This window comes from Solwaraspora sp. WMMB335, from assembly GCF_049179075.1.
Taxonomy (GTDB): Bacteria; Actinomycetota; Actinomycetes; order Mycobacteriales; family Micromonosporaceae; genus Micromonospora_E.
Genome location: NZ_JBMHMF010000001.1, coordinates 1,774,645 through 1,793,521, shown reverse-complemented (window position 1 = coordinate 1,793,521; position 18,877 = coordinate 1,774,645). Strand labels below are relative to the sequence as shown.

Here is an 18,877-nt window from a genome sequence, read left to right as displayed (position 1 = left end):
GCCAGCGGCGGCCCAGCCCGCTCACCCAGCCGACGACGGAAGTTGGAATCTGATGACCCCGGGGCAGCATGGCGAGACCGAGGCCGTGGTCGGCCAGGACGACCAGCCGATGCCGAGCCTGACCGAGCAGATGGCCGAACAACTCGGCGGCTGGCGCGGACTCGCCGAGTCCAGTGTACCGATCGCCGTCTTCGTCATCTGCAACGTGCTGTGGGACCTGTCGGTGGCGCTCGTCGCCGCCGTCGGGGTGGCGGTCGGCATCGCGGTGATCCGGCTCGTCCAGCGGCGGCCGATCCGGCATGCGGTGAACGGTCTGTTCGGCATCGGTATCGGCGCCTTGCTGGCCTGGCGCACCGGTGAGGAGCGCGACTTCTACCTGCCCGGCATCCTCTACGGCATCGGGTACGGGCTGGCCCTGCTGGGTTCGGTGGCGATCCGCCAACCGCTGGTGGGCTGGATCTGGTCGATCATCGCGGCGGGTGGTCGATCGGACTGGCGGGCCGATCCGGTGCTGATCCGCACCTTCAACCGGCTGACCGTGCTGTGGGGCGTGGTCTGGCTGATCAAGGTCGGCATCCAGGCCGGCTTCTACCTGGCCGAGATGGAGACCGCGCTGGGTGTCTCCCGGTTGCTGCTCAGCTATCCGCCCTACGCCGCGCTGCTGGCGATCACGATCTGGGTGGTCCGCAAGGTCGACCGGGAACGACGCGAGATGCAGCCACTGCTGGCGCCGTCGGGCTGAGCGGGCACCGGCGCGGTCGGTTGCGCCCCGGCGGGCGCGGTCGCGCGGTCGGCTACTCGCCCCGCCGGGTGCGTTCCACGCTGTCCGCGCCGAGGACCACCGCCCGCACCTCGTCCTCCACGTCGGTGGTGCAGACGAAGACGAGTTCGTCGCCGGGTTCGAGCGGATCGTCCGGCCCCGGTGCCAGTACCCGCTTGCCCCGCACGATCGCCACCAGCGCGCAGTCGCGTGGCAGTGGCACGGTGTGTACGGCGTGCCCGACGTGCGGCGCGTCCGTCGGCAGGGTGATCTCCACCAGGTTCGCCTCACCTTGCCGGAAGGTCATCAACCGGACCAGGTCGCCGACGGTGACGGCCTCCTCGACCAGCGCCGCCATCACCCGGGGCTTGCTGACCGCCACGTCGACCCCCCACTGTTCGGTGAACAGCCACTCGTTCTCGGCCCGGTTCACCCTGGCTACCACCCGCGGCACGCTGAACTCCGTCTTGGCCAGCAGGGACACCACCAGGTTGACCTTGTCGTCACCGGTGGCGGCGACCATCACGTCGTACCCGGCCAGGTCGGCGTCCTCCAGGCTGGCCACCTCGCAGGCGTCGGCGAGGATCCAGTCCGCCCCCGGCACCCGGTCGTGGTGCAGCATGTCCGGGTTGCGCTCGATGAGCAGCACCTGATGCCCGTTGTCGATCAGCTCCTGAGCGATGGAACGACCGACGTTGCCGGCTCCGGCGATGGCGACCCGCATGTCAGCGCGCTCCTTCCGGCAGGCTGCTGGCGGCCAACGTCACCGCGTTCGCGATGTCGTCGGTGACGAGCATGAACACCTGGTCACCCTCCTGCAGCACGGTCGAGGAGGTGGGCAGGGTGCCGATCCCGAAGCGCATCAGGTACGCCGCCCGGGTGCCGGTGGCGTCCTCCAACGCCCGCAACGGCCGACCGATCCACTCCCGGTGCAGCGGCACCTCGATGATCGACACCGTGCTGGTGGGGTCCCGGAAGATCTCGACGTTGCCTTCCGGGACAAGGTGACGCAGCATCCGGTCGGCGGTCCATCGTACGGTCGCCACCGTCGGAATGCCGAGGCGTTCGTAGACCTCGGCCCGCCGCTGGTCGTAAATGCGGGCGGCGACCCGGGAAACGCCGAACGTCTCGCGGGCCAGCCGGGCGGAGATGATGTTCGAGTTGTCGCCGTTGGAGACGGCGGCGAACGCGTCGGCCCGTTCGATACCGGCGGCCCGCAACACGTCCCGGTCGTAGCCGGTACCGGTGACGGTGGCACCGGTGAAGTCGCCCGGCAGCCGGCGGAACGCGTTGGCGTCCTTGTCGATCACCGCGACCGAATGCCCGTGACCGGACAGGGTCTGCGCCAGGGTCGAGCCGACCCGGCCGCAACCCATGATCACGACGTGCACGAGAGCCCTCCCGCAACGGGATCAGCCGGGCGCGTGCCGGCCTGGACACGCGCTCACCTGCCAGCCTGCCACGTGGCAGCCAGTGTGACGCGCCGACCGTACCCTGCCGGCGCGCACGCCGCGTGATCAGGCACCCGGATTCACGGCGGCCGGGGCAGCCGTACCCTTAGCGCTTGTGGCCAGTCCCACCTCCCTGATCAAACGGCTGCTGCTGGGGCGGCCGTTTCGCTCCGACCGGCTCCAGCACACGTTGCTGCCCAAGCGGGTGGCCCTGCCGGTGTTCTCCTCGGACGCGATCTCGTCGGTGGCGTACGCCCCCGACGAGATCCTGCTGACGTTGTCCATCGCCGGGGCGGCGTCGTTCGTCTACTCACCCTGGGTGACGTTGGCGGTGGCGGTGGTGATGGTCACCGTGGTCGCCAGCTACCGGCAGAACGTGCACGCCTACCCATCCGGGGGAGGCGACTACGAGGTGGCCACCGTCAACCTGGGCCCGCGCTTCGGCGTCGGGGTGGCCAGCGCGTTGCTCATCGACTACGTGCTCACCGTCGCCGTGTCGGTCGCCTCCGGGGTGGCCAACCTCGGTTCGGTGCTGCCGTTCGTCGCCGAGCACAAGGTGGCCGTCGCGGTCGCGGCGATCGCCCTGCTCACCGCGCTCAACCTGCGCGGGGTACGGGAATCCGGGCGGATGTTCGCCATCCCCACCTACGGCTTCATCATCGTGATCAGCGCGGTGATCCTCACCGGTCTGGTACGGATCTTCGTCCTCGGTCACGACCTGCGCGCCCCGAGCGCCGACCTGGTGATCAGCGCCGAATGGACCGACCTGACCGGGTTCGCCATGGCGTTCCTGCTGCTGCGCGCCTTCTCCTCCGGCTGCGCCGCGTTGACCGGTGTGGAGGCGATCTCCAACGGAGTGCCGGCGTTCAAGCCGCCGAAAAGCCGCAACGCGGCCACCACGCTGCTGCTGCTCGGCACCCTGTCGGTCGCCATGATCGGCGGGATCATCTGGCTCGCCCGGCTGACCGGGCTGCAGTTCGTGGAGAACCCGGCGGTGCAGATCGAGTCCGGTCCGCCCGGGTACGAGCAGAAGACCGTGGTCGCCCAACTCGGCGAGACCGTCTTCGGTGCCGGACCGCTGTTGTTCGGGGTCGCCGGGGTCACCGCACTGATCCTCTTCCTGGCCGCGAACACCGCGTTCAGCGGTTTCCCGGTGCTCGGGTCGATCCTGGCCCAGGACCGCTACCTGCCGCGTCAGTTGCACACCCGCGGCGACCGGCTGGCCTTCTCCAACGGCATCCTGTTCCTGGCCGGGTTCGCGATCCTGCTGGTCGTGGTCCTGCAGGCCGAGTTGACCCGGCTGATCCAGCTCTACATCGTCGGCGTGTTCGTCTCGTTCACGCTGAGCCAGGCGGGCATGCTGCGGCACTGGAACCGGCGGTTGCGTACCGAACGGGACGGTGCCGTCCGCCGCCGGATGCACCGGGCCCGGGTGATCAACGGCTTCGGTATGACGCTCACCGGCGCGGTGCTGATCGTCGTCCTGGTCACCAAGTTCGCCCTCGGCGCCTGGATCGCGATCGCCGCGATGTCGGTCATCTACGTGCTGATGCTGGCCATCCGGCGGCACTACGACACGGTGGCGCGCGAGTTGACGCCGGCCGAGGGGCGCCCGGTGCTGCCCGCCCGTAACCACGCGATCGTCCTGGTCAGCAAGGTGCACCTACCGACGCTGCGAGCGGTGGCGTATGCACAGGCCACCCGGCCGGACTCGCTCGCCGCCCTGACCGTGCGGGTCGACGACGCGGACACCCGGGCGGTGCAGGCGGAATGGGAGCGGCGCGGCCTACCGGTGCCGCTGACCGTGGTCGACTCGCCGTACCGGGAGATCAGCCGCCCGATCATCGACTACGTCAAGTCGGTGCGTCGGGACGCGCCGCGAGACGTGGTCACCGTCTTCATCCCGGAGTACGTGGTCGGCCACTGGTGGGAGAACCTGCTGCACAACCAGAGCGCGCTGCGGCTCAAGGGCCGGCTGCTGTTCGAACCGGGGGTGATGGTGACCAGCGTGCCCTGGCAGTTGGCGTCGAGCGCGAACCGGGACCTGGACCGCTACGACGAGACGCTCAGCCGTGGCCCGGCCCGTGGTCCGCGCCCGCTGCCGAGCGATCCGGCCACCACCGCCCGGGAGGTGCCCGGTGACGGCTGACCGGTCAGGTCCGGATCGACCCGGCGGATTCGTCGAGGGCGACCAGGTCGTCGCCCGGGTCGACCGGGTCGCGCACGGCGGGCACTGCGTCGCCCGCGTCGACGGTCAGGTGGTCTTCGTCCGGCACGCGCTACCTGGCGAGCTGGTGACCGTTTCGATCACCGAGATTCGCCGTGGCTACCTGCGGGCCGAGGCGGTCGCGGTGCACGAGGCGGCACCGCAACGGGTCACCCCGCCCTGCCCGGACGCCGGCCCGAACCGCTGCGGCGGCTGCGACCTGCAGCATGTCAGCCCGGCCGGGCAGCGACAGTGGAAGGAGGCCGTGCTCCGGGAGCAGTTGCTGCGCCTCGGCGGGTTGAGCGCGGCCGAGGTCGACGCGCTGTCGGTCCGGGTCCGTGAGCTGCCCGGCGGCCCGTTGGGCTGGCGCACCCGGGTGCGGTACGCGGTCGACGCCGCCGACCGGGCGGGCCTGCTCAAGCACCGTTCGCACGAGGTCGTCCCGGTGCGGCGGTGTCTGATCGCCCACCCCCGGATCCAGCACCAGCCGGTGCTGTCGGTGACCGGTCGCCGTTGGCCGGGCGTCGACGCGGTGGAACTGGTCGCGTCGGGGACCGGTGAGGTGACGGTCACCCCGGTCCCGGCAGGTTCGACGGTCCCGGCAGGTTCGACGGACCGGACCAGTGGACCGGCCGTGACCGGGGCCGGAGTTGGCGCGGCGGTCACCGAGACGGCGTTGGGCCGGCGTTGGCAGTTGCCGGCCGGCGCGTTCTGGCAGGTCCACCCGGCCGCCGCCGAGACTCTCGCCGACTCGGTCCTCGACCTGCTCGATCCCCGCGACGACGAATCCGCCTGGGATCTGTACGGTGGGGCCGGCTTGTTCGCCGCCGCCGTGGCCGGGCGGACCGGACCACGTGGCCGGATCACCCTGGTCGAGTCCGCTCCCGCCGCCGTGTCGGCCGCCCGGGCGAACCTGGCCGACCTGCCGCAGGTCGAGGTGGTCGCGGCCCGGGTCGAGGCGGCCCTGACCCGGCGTCGGGTCACCGGCCCGGTCGACCTGGTCGTGCTCGACCCGCCACGCTCGGGCGCCGGTGCCCGGGTGGTGCGCGCGATCACGGTCGCGGCCCGCCGCGCGGTGGCCTACGTGGCCTGCGACCCGGCCGCGTTCGCCCGCGACGTGCGTACCTTCACCGAGTACGGGTGGACGCTGGCTGAGTTGCGTGGATACGACTGCTTCCCGATGACCCAGCACGTCGAATGCGTCGCCCTGCTGACCCCGGCCTAGCGTCGGTCGCCGGTCGTCCTGCTCGCGACGGCTGCGCATTGCAGAGATGCCGATAGACTCTGCGGTCATGGGCGGACGCCGCGCGTCGGCCGGAGCGCGCACCGCCGCCGGGAAGCCGTCCGGCGTGCCGTGTGGCCGCGCGTGAGGGCAGTTGGGAGCGAGATGAGCCAGGCAGAGGCAGGAGTCGACGGCCGGTTGCTGGCCAGCGTACGCACACCGCAGGACGTCAAGCGGATGTCCGCTGACGAGCTCGCGATATTGGCCGCGGAGATCCGCGACTTCCTCGTCGCCAAGGTCTCCCGTACCGGTGGGCACCTGGGGCCGAACCTCGGCGTGGTCGAGCTGACCCTGGCACTGCACCGGGTCTTCGACTCGCCCCGGGACCGGTTCCTGTTCGACACCGGGCACCAGGCGTACGTACACAAGATCCTCACCGGCCGGCAGGCCGGTTTCGACCAGCTCCGCCAGCGCGACGGTCTGTCCGGTTACCCGAGCCAGGCCGAGAGCGAGCACGACCTGATCGAGAACTCGCACGCCTCCACCGCACTGTCCTACGCCGACGGGCTGGCCAAGGCGTTCGCGCTGCGGGGCGAGGCGCGCAGCGTGGTCGCCGTGGTCGGCGACGGCGCGCTGACCGGCGGCATGTGCTGGGAGGCGTTGAACAACATCGCCGGTGCCCGCAATCCACTGGTGATCGTGGTCAACGACAACGGCCGGTCCTACGCGCCGACCACCGGCGGGCTGGCCGAGCATCTGGCCGCGTTGCGGCTCAACCCCGGCTACGAACGGGTGCTCGACCTGGTCAAGGAGTCGCTCGGGGCGACCCCGCTGGTCGGCAAGCCGATGTACGAGGTGCTGCACGCGGTCAAGAAGGGCATCAAGGACGCGGTGGCCCCGCAGACCATGTTCGAAGACCTCGGCATCAAGTACGTCGGCCCGATCGACGGGCACGACCTGGCCGCGGTCGAGTCGGCGCTGCACCGGGCCAAGGGGTTCGGCGGCCCGGTGATCGTGCACGCGGTGACCCGCAAGGGGTACGGCTACCGCCCCGCCGAGGAGGACGAAGCCGACTGCCTGCACGGCCCGGGTGGCGCGTTCGACGTCCAGACCGGCAAGCTGCTCGCCGCCCCGGCGGTCAAGTGGACGCACGTCTTCGCCGACGAACTGGTCGCGATCGCCGACGAACGACCCGACGTGGTCGGCATCACCGCGGCGATGGCCGAGCCGACCGGCATCGCCAAGCTGGCCCGCAAGCACCCGCAGCGGGTGTACGACGTCGGCATCGCCGAGCAGCACGCCGCCACCTCGGCCGCCGGCCTGGCGATGGGCGGGCTGCATCCGGTCGTCGCGGTGTACGCCACCTTCCTCAACCGTGCCTTCGACCAGGTGTTGCTCGACGTGGCGATGCACCGGCTGCCGGTGACCTTCGTGCTGGACCGGGCCGGGGTGACCGGGCCCGACGGGCCGAGTCACTACGGCATCTGGGACATGTCGGTCTTCGGAGTGGTGCCCGGTCTGCGGATCGCCGCGCCGCGCGACGCCGCCACCCTGCGGGAGGAGCTGCGTGAGGCGGTGGCCGTCGCCGACGGCCCGACCGTGCTGCGGTTCCCGACCGGGACGGTCGCCAAGGACCTGCCGGCACTGCGCCGCACCGGCCCGGTCGACGTACTCGTCGAGGCCGACCGCCGCGACGTCCTGCTGATCGCGGTCGGCGCGTTCGCGCAGCTCGGGGTCGAGGTCGCCGCCCGGGTCGCCGGGCACGGCTACGGGGTGACCGTGGTCGACCCGCGGTGGGTGCGCCCGGTCCCGGCCGAGCTGGTCGACCTGGCCACCGCACACCGGCTGGTGGTCACCGTGGAGGACGGGGTACGGACCGGTGGCGTCGGTGACGCGGTGGCCAAGGCGATGCGTGACGTCGGCGTGCGGGTGCCGCTGCGTGATCTCGGCGTACCCGCCGACTGGCATCCGCACGGCACCCGAGCGCAGATCCTCGCCGACCTTGGCCTGACCGCCCAGGACGTGGCTCGGGACGTGACCGGTTGGATCTCCGGACTGGACGATCCGACCGACGCCGGGGCGCACGGCCCCGCCGGTGCCACCGCAGCCGACCCGTCCGGCCACCAGGACCCTGCCGCCGGCCACCAGGACCCTGCGGTCGGCCGCAGCGCCGCCGGCCGTCGCGCCGGTCGCGGTTGATGGCCGCCGTCACCAGCGGGCACCCGCCAGCCTGGTCGCCGCCGCCCCACTGCCGGTGCCGCCCGAGCCGGCGACGATCAGCGCCGGAGCCGACGCGCTGATCGTGCCGCACGACGACAAGCTGGTCGTGGTCGAGCGGGCGACCACCGGCGAGCCGACGGACACCGTGACCGCGTACCAGCTGCCACAGGGCGCGGTGCGGTGGCGGACCAGCCTTCAGTTCGTCGGTGACGACGGCAGCGCGACCGGATACGGGTACGACCTCGTCGCCGGGCATCTGCTACTCAACTCGTACGGATCCGCGGTCGCGACGCGTACCACGGCGCTCGACCTCACCGACGGCACCGTCGGATGGCAGGCGGACGGGTGGGTGTGGAAGGTGACCGCCAGCGGTGCGGTGGTGCTGTGGCAGCCGCCGACGAGGGACGACCGGAACCTGTCGTGGCCCGCCGAACTGGCCACCTTGCGTGCGGTGGACGTCGCCAGCGGGCGGCAGCGGTGGAGCCGGCGGATACCGGCGGAGCACAGCGTCGCGGGATACTCGATCGGCGGTCGGCTCCAGCAGGTCGTGGAGACGGATCCCGCCGGGCGGGTGTCCGTCCGGGACGCGGGAACCGGCGAGGTGGTCGGTGCCGGTGCCGCCGGTCGGCAACGTGTTCGGCTGTGGCGAGCTGCTCTGCGTCGAGGGACTGAGCGGGGGAGTGCGGGCCGTCGACCCGGCCGACGGCGCCCTGGTGTGGACCCGCCACGACTGGTTTCGCGTCCGCGCGTTCGGCGACAACCTGCTGGCGGTGGCCACCGGCGCCAGTGGCGGCCCACCGGCCGGTGCCGAGCAGGTCGTTGACCCGGCGACCGGGCAGCCGGTGGCGCACACCGCCGGCGGCTGGCCGTCCGGCGGCCGGCTCGACTGGATCGAACTCGCCCCTGCCGGGGCGGACTGGCTGGCGATGCGGCGCACCCTCGACACCAGGGACGTGTGGGTCGCCCGGCTCGGTCCGAATCAGGACCCACCCAGGATGCTGTTGCGGCTGACCGGGGTGACCGACGCCTGCCAGAGCGACGGCACCACGCTGGTCTGCCGCCGTACCGACGGCGCGCTGAGCGTCTGGCGGCTGCCCGGCTAGTTTTGAAGCCACCTCGCAGCTTCACGCGGGCTTAACGCCGTCCTGCGCAGGGTGAGAGCGGACGATGACAGGAGGTCGCCGTGCGGGTGCTGGTGGTGGAGGACGAACGCAATCTCGCCGACGCGATCGTTCGCGGGCTGCGCCGGCAGGGTATGGCGGTGGACGTCGCCTACGACGGCTCCGCCGGGCACGAGATGGCGTTCGTGACCCGCTACGACGTCGTGGTGCTCGACCGTGACCTGCCCGGTGTACACGGCGACCAGATCTGCGCCGACCTGGTCAGCTCCGGTGCGCTCACCCGGGTGCTGATGCTCACCGCCAGCGGTACGGTCGCCGACCGGGTCGAAGGGCTCCAGCTCGGTGCCGACGACTACCTGCCCAAACCGTTCGCCTTCACCGAGCTGGTCGCCCGGGTCCAGGCACTCGGCCGGCGGGCGACCCCGGCGGCGCCACCGGTGCTGACCGTGGCGGACCTGAGCGTCGATCCGGCCCGCCGGGTCGCGACCCGGGCCGGCGCGCCGGTCGACCTGACCCGCAAGGAGTTCGGCGTGCTGGAGGAGCTGGTGAAGGCACGCGGCGCGGTGGTGTCCAGCGAGGAACTGCTGGAACGGGTCTGGGACGCCAACACCGACCCGTTCACCACCACCGTACGGGTGACCGTGATGACCTTGCGGAAGAAGCTCGGCGACCCGCCGTTGATCGAGACAGTGGTCGGTGCCGGCTACCGGGTCGGCCCGCCGGCACCTGGCGGCGAGCAGCCGTGAAGGCGAAGATCACGGCGACCGACCGGGCCGCTGGCCCGAGCGTCGACCCGACGGCCGGGTCGGACCGGCACCGACGCCGGCCGGCACTGCGGGCCCCGCGCCCTACGCTGCGGCTGCGGCTGACCCTGTTCAACGGCGTGCTGCTGGTCGGTGCCGGCGCGGTGTTCGTGCTGCTCGCCTGGCTGCTGGTGGTCGATTCGCTGCGCCCGGCCGAGGAGCTCGCGCCGGGCACCGTGGTCGTACTGGCCGACGGCCGCGAACTCGACGCCGCCGCCTGGCAGGACCAGATCGCCGACCAGGCGTCCCGGGAGCTGCTGGCCAAGTCCTTCGTCGCGCTGCTGGCGATCTGTGTGGTGGGGGTGGCCGGGGCGTACGTCGTGGTCGGCCGCGCGCTGCGCCCGCTGCAGCAGGTGACCGCGACCGCGCGTCGGCTCGGCGAGCAGACCCTGGACCAGCGGATCGGCTACTCGGGCGCCGGCGACGAGGTGGCGGAGCTGGCGGCGACGTTCGACGACATGCTCGACCGGCTCAGCACGGCGTTCGAGGCGCAGAAGCGGTTCGTCGCCAACGCCTCCCATGAATTGCGTACCCCACTCGCCGTGATGCGTACCGAGATCGACGTGACCATGGCCGACGACACCGCCGACCTGGCCGAGTACCGGCGGATGGCGACCGTCGTACGCGACGCCTCGGAGCGGGCGAACGGCCTGTTCGACGCGCTGTTGGTGCTGGCCAGCAGCGAGGCACAGTCCGGGCGTCGGCTGGTTCGCAAGGTCCCGGCCGATCTGGCCGCCGGTGCCGCTGCCGCGCTGTCCGCGGTGCGGGCCGAGGCGAACCGGCTCAAGCTGGACGTGCGGACCGTGCTGGAGCCGGCCCTGGTGGTCGGCGACCCGAGCCTGTTGGACCGGCTCGCCGGCAACCTGATCGAGAACGCGGTCCGCTACAACCACCTGCGGGGCCGGCTGTGGGTGCGCACCGGCAGCTACGAATCCACCGTCTACCTGCTGGTCGGCAACACCGGCTTCGAGGTGGAGCAGGCCGACGTGCCGGGGCTGTTCGAGCCGTTCCGTCGGGGTGGGCGGGAACGGACCGGCGCGCGCGGGTCCGGGTTGGGGCTGTCGATCGTACGGGCGGTGACCGACGCGCACGGCGGGACGGTGTCCGCCGTCGCCCAGCCCGGCGGTGGCCTCGAGGTCACCGTGCTGCTGCCGGCCGCCGACGCCCCGCTGCCGACGGCCATCGAACCCGCCGGCCGGACCGTCCGCTCCGCCGGCTGATCTGCCGTACGTGCGGTGACGCGACGCTCGCCTACTCCGGCAGGCTCGCGACGCCGGGTGGCAGGAACCGTCGGCCGGTGACCCGTTCGGCGGTGCCGCTACGGTCCAGGTACGGGGTGATCCCGCCCAGGTGGAACGGCCAGCCGGCACCGAGGATCAGGCACAGGTCGATGTCCTGCGGCTCGGCGACCACACCCTCGTCGAGCATCAGTCGGGTCTCCTGGGCCAGCGCCTCCAGCGCCCGCTGGCGGACCTGCTCGGCGTCGAGCGGATCGGAGCCGACATCCAGCATGGCCGCGAGTTCGGGGTTGATCTCGTCGTCGATCATCACCCGCAGCCCGGACTCGGCGATTCGGCGCAGGTTTCCGCTGCGGGCGAACCGGTCCGGGAAGGCGGCGTGCAGCGTACCGCCGACATGATGCGCCACCGCCGGACCGACCAGCTGCAGCAGGGCCAACGGCCGCATCGGCAGGCCGAGCGGATCCAGCGCCGCGTCGGCGACCTCCAGCGGGGTGCCGGCGTCCACCGCGGCGAAGATCTCGCCGAGGAAGCGGGTCAACAGCCGGTTCACCACGAACGCCGGCGCGTCCGACACCAGCACGCAGGACTTGCGCAACTGTTTGCCGACGGCGAAGGCGGTCGCCAAGGTGGCGTCGTCGGTCTGTTCGCCGCGGACGATCTCCAGCAGCGGCAGCACCGCGACCGGGTTGAAGAAGTGAAAGCCGACCACCCGTTGCGGATGGGCCAGATCAGCCGCCATCTCGGTGACCGACAGCGACGATGTGTTGGTGGCCAGCACGGCCTCCGGGGAGACGATCGCCTCCACCTCGGCCCACACCTGCTTCTTGACCTTCAGGTCCTCGAAGACGGCCTCGATCACGAAGTCGGCGTCGGCGAAGACCTTCTTGTCGACCGAGCCACTGACCAGGGCCAGCAGCTTCGCCGCGGTGCCGGTGTCCAGCCGGCCCTTGTTGACCAGCTTTTCGATCTCGGAGTGCACGTAGCCGAGCCCGGCGTCGACCCGGCCCTGGTCGAGGTCGGTGAGCACCACCGGCACCTGCAGTTGCCGGGCGAACAGCAGCGCCAGCTGGGAGGCCATCAGCCCGGCGCCGACGATGCCGACCTTGGTCACCGGCCGGGCCTGCTCGGCCGGCGGGGCACCGACCGGCCGCTTGGCCCGCCGCTGCACCAGGTCGAACGCGTACAGGCCGCTGCGGAGCTCCGCGGACATCATCAGGTCGGCCAGGGCCTCGTCCTCGGCGGCGGTGCCGTCGGCGAACGACGCCTCGTTCGCCATGGCCAGCAGGTCCAACGCCCGGTAGGCGGCGGGCACCGCGCCGTGCAGCCGCTGGTCGAGCTGGTGGCGGGCGAAGAAGAGCACCCCCTCCCACATCTCCCGGTCGATCTGCGGCCGGGTCACGCTCACCTCGCCCCGGACCACCGCGGCGGCCCACTCCAGGGACCGTTCCAGGAAGTCCGCCGGCTCCAGCAACAGGTCGGCGATGCCCATTTCGGCGGCCTGCGCCGGCTTGAGCATCTTGTTCTGCGTCAACGGGTTCTGAATGATCACCTGGGCGGCGGCCGGGATGCCGATCAGGTTGGGCAGCAACTGCGTACCGCCCCAACCGGGCACCAGTCCCAGCGACACCTCCGGCAGCGCGAGCGGGTTCGCGCCGCCGGACAGGGTCCGGTAGTGGCAGTGCAGGGCGAGCTCCAGGCCGCCACCCATCGCCGCTCCGTTGACGAACGCGAACGTCGGCGCCGGGCTGTCGCGCAGCCGGGCGAAGACGCGGTGCCCCAGCCGGCCCACTTCGAGTGCCTGCTCGCGGGTGGTGAGCGCCGGCATGCCGGTGAGGTCCGCGCCGACACAGAAGACGTACGGCTTGCCGGTGACCACCACGAACGCCGGCTCGCCGGCCAACGCCTCGGTGATCGCGGCGTCCAGTTCGGCCAGCCCGGCCGGGCCGAGGGTGTTGGGCTTGCGGTGGTCCAGCCCGTTGTCCAGGGTTATCAACGCCGCCGGCCGTTCCAGGCCGGGCACCCGCACCTGGCGGACCAGCGCCCTGGTGACGAGTTCCTCCGGGTTTCGCAGCGTCGTCATCAGTTGTCGTCTCCCTGCTCGGCGGCTGATCCCGCGCCGGTGTAGGCCGGGTTCTCCCAGATGACCGTGCCTCCCATGCCGATCCCGATGCACATCGCGGTCACCCCGTAGCGCACCTCGGGATGTTCGGCGAACTGCCGGGCCAACTGCGTCATCAACCGGACACCGGAGGAGGCGAGCGGGTGTCCGATCGCGATCGCCCCGCCCCACTGGTTGACGCGTGGATCGTCGTCGGCGATGCCGAAGTGGTCGAGGAAGGCCAGTACCTGGACGGCGAATGCCTCGTTGAGCTCGAACAGGCCGATGTCGTCGATGCTCAGTCCGGCCAGCCGCAGCGCCTTCTCGGTGGACGGAATCGGGCCGACCCCCATCACCTCCGGCTCGACACCGACGAAGCCGTACGACACCAGCCGCATCGCCACCGGCAGGCCCAGCTCGCGGGCCACGTCCTCGGCGGCGATCACGCTGGCGGTGGCGCCGTCGTTGAGCCCGGCCGCGTTGCCGGCCGTGACCCGTCCGTGCGGGCGAAACGGCGTCTTGAGGGTGGCCAGCTTCTCCAGCGACGTTTCCCGGGGCGCCTCGTCGACGGTGGCCAGGCCCCAGCCGGCCGCCGGATCGCGGATCGCCACCGGGACCAGGTCGGGCTGCAGTTTGCCGTTCGCGTACGCCTTGGCGGTCTTGACCTGGGAGGCGAGGGCGAACGCGTCGGTGCGGTCCCTGGTGACGCCGGGCAGCCGGTCGTGCAGGTTCTCCGCGGTGGCCCCCATCACCAGCGCGGACGGGTCGACCAGCTTTTCGGCGAGGATCCGCGGGTTCGGATCGACGCCCTCACCCATCGGGTGGCGACCCATGTGCTCGACGCCGCCGGCGATGGCGACGTCGTAGGCGCCCATCGCGATGCCGCCGGCGACCGAGGTGACCGCGGTCATCGCGCCGGCACACATCCGGTCGATGGCGAACCCGGGCACGGTGCGGGGCAGTCCGGCCAGCAGCGCGGCGGTACGTCCGATGGTCAGGCCCTGGTCGCCGGTCTGGGTGGTCGCCGCGATCGCGACCTCTTCGACCCGCTCGGCGGGCAGTTGCGGGTTACGGCGCAGCAACTCACGGATGCAGCGGATCACGAGGTCGTCGGCGCGGGTGTGGGCGTACATCCCGCCGGCTTTGCCGAACGGGGTGCGGACACCGTCGACGAAGACGACGTCCCGGACTTCACGCGGCACGATGGGCCCTCCTTGCCGGCCTGGACGGGCGGGTCAGAATCAGATGCTACTTGTCGGTAACTATGTCATGCCGGTAGCCGGGGTGTGGCCCGGGCCACACCGGAAGTCGCCAGCCGTCCCAGCCGGGTCGGGTACCTTGTTGCCACTTGCGGTTGCCGCCGATGTGAAGGGGACATGGTGAAGGTTCTGATCGCGGGGGGTGCCGGCTTCATCGGCAGTACGATCGCCTCCGCCTGCCTCGACGACGGTATCGAACCGGTGGTGCTGGACAACCTCAGCACCGGGCGGGTCGAGTTCACCCGGGGCCGGATCTTCTACCACGGCGACATCGCCGACGGGGCGTTGATCGACCGCGTCTTCGCCGAGCATCCGGACATCGCCGCCGTGGTGCACGCGGCGGCGCTGATCGTGGTGCCCGAGTCGGTCGCCGAACCGCTGCGCTACTACCGGGAGAACGTCGCCAAGTCGATCGACTTCATCGACCACGTGGTCCGCAACGGCGTCGGACGGTACCTGTTCAGCTCGTCCGCGTCGATCTACCGTCCGGGGCAGGACTTCTCGGTCGACGAATCGTCGCCGCTGGAGCCGACCAGCCCGTACGCCCGTACCAAGGCGATGATGGAGCAGTTGCTGGCCGACTGCGCGACCGCGATGCCGTTGCGTGCCCTGTCCCTGCGCTACTTCAACCCGATCGGCGCCGACCCGCAGCTGCGTACCGGACTGCAGATCCGCCAGCCCACCCATGTGCTCGGCAAGCTCATCACGGCGGTGGAGACCGGCGCCGAGTTCATGATCACCGGGGTGGACTGGCCGACCCGCGACGGTTCCGGGATTCGGGACTACATCCACGTCTGGGATCTGGCCCGAGCGCACGTGCAGGCGCTACGCCACTTCGACGAGATCCTGCCGGCCGGCGCCGAGCACCGCTACGAGGTGCTCAACCTCGGCACCGGCGATGGCACCACCGTGCGCGAGTTCGTCGACGCCTTTCAATCCGTGGTGGATCGGCCACTGCGGGTACGGCAGACCGGACCCCGTCCCGGCGACTCCGCCGGCTCCTACACCCGCAGCGTACGGGCCCGCCAGCTGCTCGACTGGAAGCCGGAGCTGTCCATCGCGGACGGCATCCGGCACTCGCTGGCCTGGTCGGCCCGCCGCGATCAGGTCCTTGACGGCTGACCGCCGGGGCCGCTCAATCCTGCGGATCGCGCAGCGCCACGGTCAGCTCGTCCACCAGCAGCGAGACCTGCCAAGACCGGGCACCGTACCCACGCAGGGTCGCCGAGACGGATTCCTCGGTGATCTCCTCGGGCGGCGTCCAGGCGAGCCGGCGTACCGTGTCCGGGGTGATCAGGTTCTCCGGCGGGAGCACCCGCGCCGCGGCGGTCCGGATCACCACCTCGCGACAGCGGGCCAACCGGGCAGCCGCGGTCGGGTCCCGCTCCGCCCAGCGGTGCGGTGGTGGTGGTCCGTCGATCGTCGGCGGGACCGGCAGCTCGGTGTCCGACAGGCCACGGGCGGCGGCCAGCGCATCCAACCACAGTCGGGCCAGCCGGCGCACCGATCGACCGCCGAAGCCAGGCAGCGCCAGCAGCGCACGCTCGTCGCGGGGATCCAACTCGGCCGCCGCGATGATCGCCGAATCCGGCAGCACCCGCCCGGGAGCGGAATCCCGCCGTGCGGCCACCTCGTCCCGGGCGTACCACATCGCCCGCACTCTGGCCTGGGCCCGTGGCCCGCGTACCCGGTGGATGCCGGAGGTCCGCCGCCACGGCTCAGCACGGACCCGGGGTGGCTGGCTGCCCCAGGCGACCAGGGCGGCGAATTCCTCCGCGGCCCAGTCCCGCTTGCCCTGACGGTCGAGCTCGACGGCGAGCACGTCGCGCAATTCGACGAGGAGCTCCACGTCGAGTGCGGCGTAGGTCAGCCACGACTGCGGTAGCGGACGGGTGGACCAGTCGGCTGCCGAGTGATGCTTCTCCAGCGAGAAGCCCAGCAGCGCCTCGGTGAGGGCGGCCAGACCGACCCGCTCGAAGCCGGCCAGCCGCGCGGCGAGTTCGGTGTCGAACAACCGGCGCGGACGCAACCCGAGGTCGGCCAGACACGGCAGATCCTGGCTGGCGGCGTGTAGCACCCACTCGGCGTCGGCGATCGCCGCGTCGAGGCTGTTCAGGTCCTGCAGCGGTAGCGGATCGACCAACGCGGTGCCGGCACCGGCTCGGCGTAGCTGCACCAGGTACGCCCGTTGGCTGTAGCGGTAGCCGGACGCACGCTCGGCGTCGATGGCCACCGGGCCGGTCCCGGCGGCGAACCGGGTCACGACGTCGGCGAGCCCGTCGATCGTGGTCACCGGAGCGGGAGTGCCGTCGCGTGGGCTGATCAGCGGAACGGGCCCGCCAGAGGGGGTGGGCCCCACGACATCGGACGCTGCTGGCTGCGCCAACTGGTTGTGCGGCTCGCTCCCTGCTGGGCGTTGCGCGGTCCGACGGCGCAGGGGGGATTCGTCGGTCACCTGACAACCCTAGTGCCCGCCGGGCTGCGGACGGTGCCAGGCTCCACCGGCGCGTCGAGAGCTGGTCAGCCTTGAGTAACCACTAGGTAGCAAACATGTCTTGGCGGTCTGACAGGTGACGACAAACACCGTACTGCCCGGTACGGTCGCATCGGGCGGATGCCGCCACGAGTCGTCACCCCGGTGAGGCGTGTCCGCCCGGCCGCACCCTGTGCCGGTGCTCGCCCTGCCGCAGCGGAGGAGAGGCTGCCACACGATGACCACCAGTGGGTTCGATCAGCAGCATCCCGCGTCCAGCGGGCCGCCGGGCCCACGGCACGCAGCGTCGGAGGCGCTGCCGCCGTTTCCCCGCGGACCGGTGCCGGCCGGCCCACCGTTGCCGGATGACCGAGCGCCGGGCCGGCCGCTGTCGCCCGCCGGTCCGGCGGCGGACCCGCCGGCGGCCGCCGGACAGCCGCCGGTGTCCGGGTCGACCGGGCCTGGCACCGCCCTGGAACGGTCAGGCGCGTGGGCACCGTCGAGCGCCGAGTTGCTCCGCGTGGCGCCGCGTCGCCCCGCCTGGCCCGGCGTGATGGCGCTGCTGCTCGTCCTCGTGCTGGCCATGCTCGCCGGGGTGCAGGCGCACCAGATCAACCAGCTCAACAACCGGCTGATCGAAGCCGACCAGCGGCTGGCTCAGGCGCAGGGAGCCGACGCCGGCCGGTTCGACCTGGTGGAAGCGCGTACCGCGGAGCTGGAACGGCAGGTCGGGGCGGCCTTCAACCCGGAGGCCATCGCCGCGGCCGTGCTGCCGAGCGTGTTCCGGGTCAACGCCGGCCGGTTCACCGGCACCGCCTTCGCGATCGGTGATCCGCAGGACGGCACCGACCTGCTCACCAACTACCACGTCGTCGAGTCGGTCTACCTGGCCGGCAACCGCAGGGTCTTCCTGGAGCGCGACGGCCAGCAGATCGAGGCCACGATCGCCGGAGTGGACGAGGAGGGCGACGTGGCCCTGCTGCGGAGCACCCGTTCGTTCACCGGCCTGGTGACCGCGACCGAGCCGGTGCGGTCCGGTCAGCAAATCGTGGTGGTGGGTGCCCCACTGGGGCTGTCGGACACGGTGACGACCGGGGTGGTGAGCGCGTTCCGAGAGGCGGAGGACGGATCCGGCCCGGTGATCCAGTTCGACGCACCGATCAATCCCGGCAATTCTGGTGGTCCCGTGATCAACAGCAGCAAACAGGTCGTGGGTATCGCCACCGCCAAGGCCCGCGATGCCGAAGGAATCGGGCTGGCGGTGCCGATCGAGACCGCCTGCTCGGCCTTTGGCGTCTGCTGAGACCGGGCCCTGACCGTGTGCGCCTCGGCGCCGTGACTCTAGGCGCGGCCGGTCGACCACCGCGCGGGCAGCAGAGTCACCCCGGGCGGTGGCAGTCCGGCAGTCGATGCGAGCAGGTCACACCAGGCGAGCAGGTGCGCGCCGAGATCACCGGAGAGCGGGGTCCACGATGCCCGGATCTCGATGTCGCCACCGGCCGGCGGTCCGGCCAGCTCGCCGAACCGGGTGGAACACGTCTGGGTGACAGTGCCGCCCAGCGCGGTGTGCCCGGCCCGGTACGTCTGGAGCGCGTCGGTCAGCCAGGTCCAGCCGACGCTCGGCAACAGCGGATCGGCGACCAGCTCGGCCTCCAGGTCGGCGGTGACGTAGGTCACCAGGCGCAACGTGCCCTGCCAGGCGTCGTGCCCGGCCGGGTCGTGTAGCAGGACCAACCGGCCGGTGGCGACCTCGTCGCCAGCCCGCAGCACCGAGGCGCTGAGCGCGAACGCGTACGGAGCCAGCCGCTGCGGTGCGCCGACCTCCTCGACCTGGATCTCCTCCCGGGGGGTGACCGCGCGCAGTCCGGCGACGGCGCGGTGGAACGCCTCGGGCAACGCGGTAAGGGGGGCCATGCCCGCAGCCTAGGCCGCTCGCCTGGCCGGTGGGGACCGGCGCGCCGGGTTCGTCGGCGTTAGTCGTCGGCGTTACCGGTGTGGATTCCGCCGGGTCGGCGCGTGCCGG

The 18,877-nt window shown here is 71.8% G+C and carries 16 protein-coding genes; 10 read left to right on the top strand and 6 right to left on the bottom strand.

Features of this window, described 5'->3' with window-relative positions:
* Window positions 1-52 precede the first annotated feature (52 nt).
* On the top strand, window positions 53-742 hold the full coding sequence (locus ACN27F_RS07365; protein WP_421431859.1) for a DUF3159 domain-containing protein: 690 nt from the start codon (window positions 53-55) through the stop codon (window positions 740-742).
* 52 nt (window positions 743-794) lie between these two features.
* Here ACN27F_RS07365 and ACN27F_RS07360 read toward each other — a convergent pair whose 3' ends face one another.
* Window positions 795-1,484: a potassium channel family protein gene (locus tag ACN27F_RS07360; protein WP_421431857.1), complete on the bottom strand. Its 690-nt coding sequence runs from the start codon at window positions 1,482-1,484 to the stop codon at window positions 795-797.
* 1 nt (window position 1,485) lies between these two features.
* Window positions 1,486-2,151: a potassium channel family protein gene (locus tag ACN27F_RS07355; protein ID WP_421431855.1), complete on the bottom strand. Its 666-nt coding sequence runs from the start codon at window positions 2,149-2,151 to the stop codon at window positions 1,486-1,488.
* Between the two features lie 175 nt (window positions 2,152-2,326).
* On the opposite strand from ACN27F_RS07355, the gene ACN27F_RS07350 reads away from it, so the two are divergent.
* The 7 genes from ACN27F_RS07350 (at window position 2,327) to ACN27F_RS07320 (ending at window position 11,003) form a co-directional block, all read left to right on the top strand.
* Complete coding sequence (locus ACN27F_RS07350) at window positions 2,327-4,360, top strand: APC family permease (RefSeq protein ID WP_421431853.1); 2,034 nt, start codon at window positions 2,327-2,329, stop codon at window positions 4,358-4,360.
* Entirely contained in the window at window positions 4,350-5,642 is a 1,293-nt protein-coding gene (locus ACN27F_RS07345; RefSeq protein ID WP_421431852.1) for a class I SAM-dependent RNA methyltransferase, read from the top strand. Before ACN27F_RS07350 ends, ACN27F_RS07345 begins: the two co-directional genes overlap by 11 nt.
* A gap of 162 nt (window positions 5,643-5,804) precedes the next feature.
* Window positions 5,805-7,838, top strand: coding sequence for a 1-deoxy-D-xylulose-5-phosphate synthase (gene dxs, locus ACN27F_RS07340; RefSeq protein ID WP_421431850.1), 2,034 nt, complete (start codon window positions 5,805-5,807; stop codon window positions 7,836-7,838).
* Window positions 7,735-8,682, top strand: coding sequence for a hypothetical protein (locus ACN27F_RS07335; RefSeq protein ID WP_421431849.1), 948 nt, complete (start codon window positions 7,735-7,737; stop codon window positions 8,680-8,682). Before dxs ends, ACN27F_RS07335 begins: the two co-directional genes overlap by 104 nt.
* Window positions 8,630-8,962, top strand: a complete 333-nt coding sequence (locus tag ACN27F_RS07330; RefSeq protein WP_421431848.1) for a hypothetical protein — start codon at window positions 8,630-8,632, stop codon at window positions 8,960-8,962. Before ACN27F_RS07335 ends, ACN27F_RS07330 begins: the two co-directional genes overlap by 53 nt.
* An 80-nt stretch (window positions 8,963-9,042) precedes the next feature.
* The gene (locus tag ACN27F_RS07325) at window positions 9,043-9,726 is read left to right on the top strand and encodes a response regulator transcription factor (protein WP_421431847.1); all 684 of its coding nucleotides are present in this window, start codon (window positions 9,043-9,045) and stop codon (window positions 9,724-9,726) included.
* A gap of 86 nt (window positions 9,727-9,812) precedes the next feature.
* Window positions 9,813-11,003, top strand: a complete 1,191-nt coding sequence (locus ACN27F_RS07320; RefSeq protein ID WP_421440028.1) for a sensor histidine kinase — start codon at window positions 9,813-9,815, stop codon at window positions 11,001-11,003.
* Window positions 11,004-11,034: 31 nt separating this feature from the next.
* Here ACN27F_RS07320 and ACN27F_RS07315 read toward each other — a convergent pair whose 3' ends face one another.
* Together ACN27F_RS07315 and ACN27F_RS07310 are read right to left on the bottom strand one after the other, a co-directional pair.
* Window positions 11,035-13,104 (bottom strand): 3-hydroxyacyl-CoA dehydrogenase NAD-binding domain-containing protein, encoded by a 2,070-nt coding sequence (locus tag ACN27F_RS07315; RefSeq protein WP_421431846.1) that lies wholly within the window; start codon window positions 13,102-13,104, stop codon window positions 11,035-11,037.
* Window positions 13,104-14,324, bottom strand: a complete 1,221-nt coding sequence (locus ACN27F_RS07310) for a thiolase family protein (protein ID WP_421431845.1) — start codon at window positions 14,322-14,324, stop codon at window positions 13,104-13,106. Before ACN27F_RS07310 ends, ACN27F_RS07315 begins: the two co-directional genes overlap by 1 nt.
* 174 nt (window positions 14,325-14,498) lie before the next feature.
* Between ACN27F_RS07310 and galE the strand changes: the two genes are divergently transcribed.
* Window positions 14,499-15,503: a UDP-glucose 4-epimerase GalE gene (galE, locus tag ACN27F_RS07305; RefSeq protein ID WP_421431844.1), complete on the top strand. Its 1,005-nt coding sequence runs from the start codon at window positions 14,499-14,501 to the stop codon at window positions 15,501-15,503.
* Window positions 15,504-15,516: 13 nt separating this feature from the next.
* Here the strand turns inward: galE and ACN27F_RS07300 are convergent, their stop codons facing one another.
* The gene (locus tag ACN27F_RS07300) at window positions 15,517-16,767 is read right to left on the bottom strand and encodes an HRDC domain-containing protein (RefSeq protein WP_421440026.1); all 1,251 of its coding nucleotides are present in this window, start codon (window positions 16,765-16,767) and stop codon (window positions 15,517-15,519) included.
* A 325-nt stretch (window positions 16,768-17,092) separates the two neighbouring features.
* On the opposite strand from ACN27F_RS07300, the gene ACN27F_RS07295 reads away from it, so the two are divergent.
* The gene (locus ACN27F_RS07295; protein WP_421431843.1) at window positions 17,093-18,157 is read left to right on the top strand and encodes a S1C family serine protease; all 1,065 of its coding nucleotides are present in this window, start codon (window positions 17,093-17,095) and stop codon (window positions 18,155-18,157) included.
* 38 nt (window positions 18,158-18,195) lie between these two features.
* On the opposite strand, the gene ACN27F_RS07290 is transcribed toward ACN27F_RS07295, so the two are convergent.
* Window positions 18,196-18,768, bottom strand: a complete 573-nt coding sequence (locus ACN27F_RS07290; RefSeq protein ID WP_421431842.1) for a DUF3000 domain-containing protein — start codon at window positions 18,766-18,768, stop codon at window positions 18,196-18,198.
* Window positions 18,769-18,877: the final 109 nt, after the last annotated feature.

Excerpts from the sequence above, each read along its gene's own strand:
- ACN27F_RS07365 (WP_421431859.1), top strand. The coding sequence starts at position 53 with ATGACCCCGGGGCAGCATGGCGAGACCGAGGCCGTGGTCGGCCAGGAC.
- ACN27F_RS07360 (WP_421431857.1), bottom strand. The coding sequence starts at position 1,484 with ATGCGGGTCGCCATCGCCGGAGCCGGCAACGTCGGTCGTTCCATCGCT.
- dxs (WP_421431850.1), top strand. The coding sequence starts at position 5,805 with ATGAGCCAGGCAGAGGCAGGAGTCGACGGCCGGTTGCTGGCCAGCGTA.
- ACN27F_RS07315 (WP_421431846.1), bottom strand. The coding sequence starts at position 13,104 with ATGACGACGCTGCGAAACCCGGAGGAACTCGTCACCAGGGCGCTGGTC.
- galE (WP_421431844.1), top strand. The coding sequence starts at position 14,499 with ATGGTGAAGGTTCTGATCGCGGGGGGTGCCGGCTTCATCGGCAGTACG.
- ACN27F_RS07295 (WP_421431843.1), top strand. The coding sequence starts at position 17,093 with ATGACCACCAGTGGGTTCGATCAGCAGCATCCCGCGTCCAGCGGGCCG.
- ACN27F_RS07290 (WP_421431842.1), bottom strand. The coding sequence starts at position 18,768 with ATGGCCCCCCTTACCGCGTTGCCCGAGGCGTTCCACCGCGCCGTCGCC.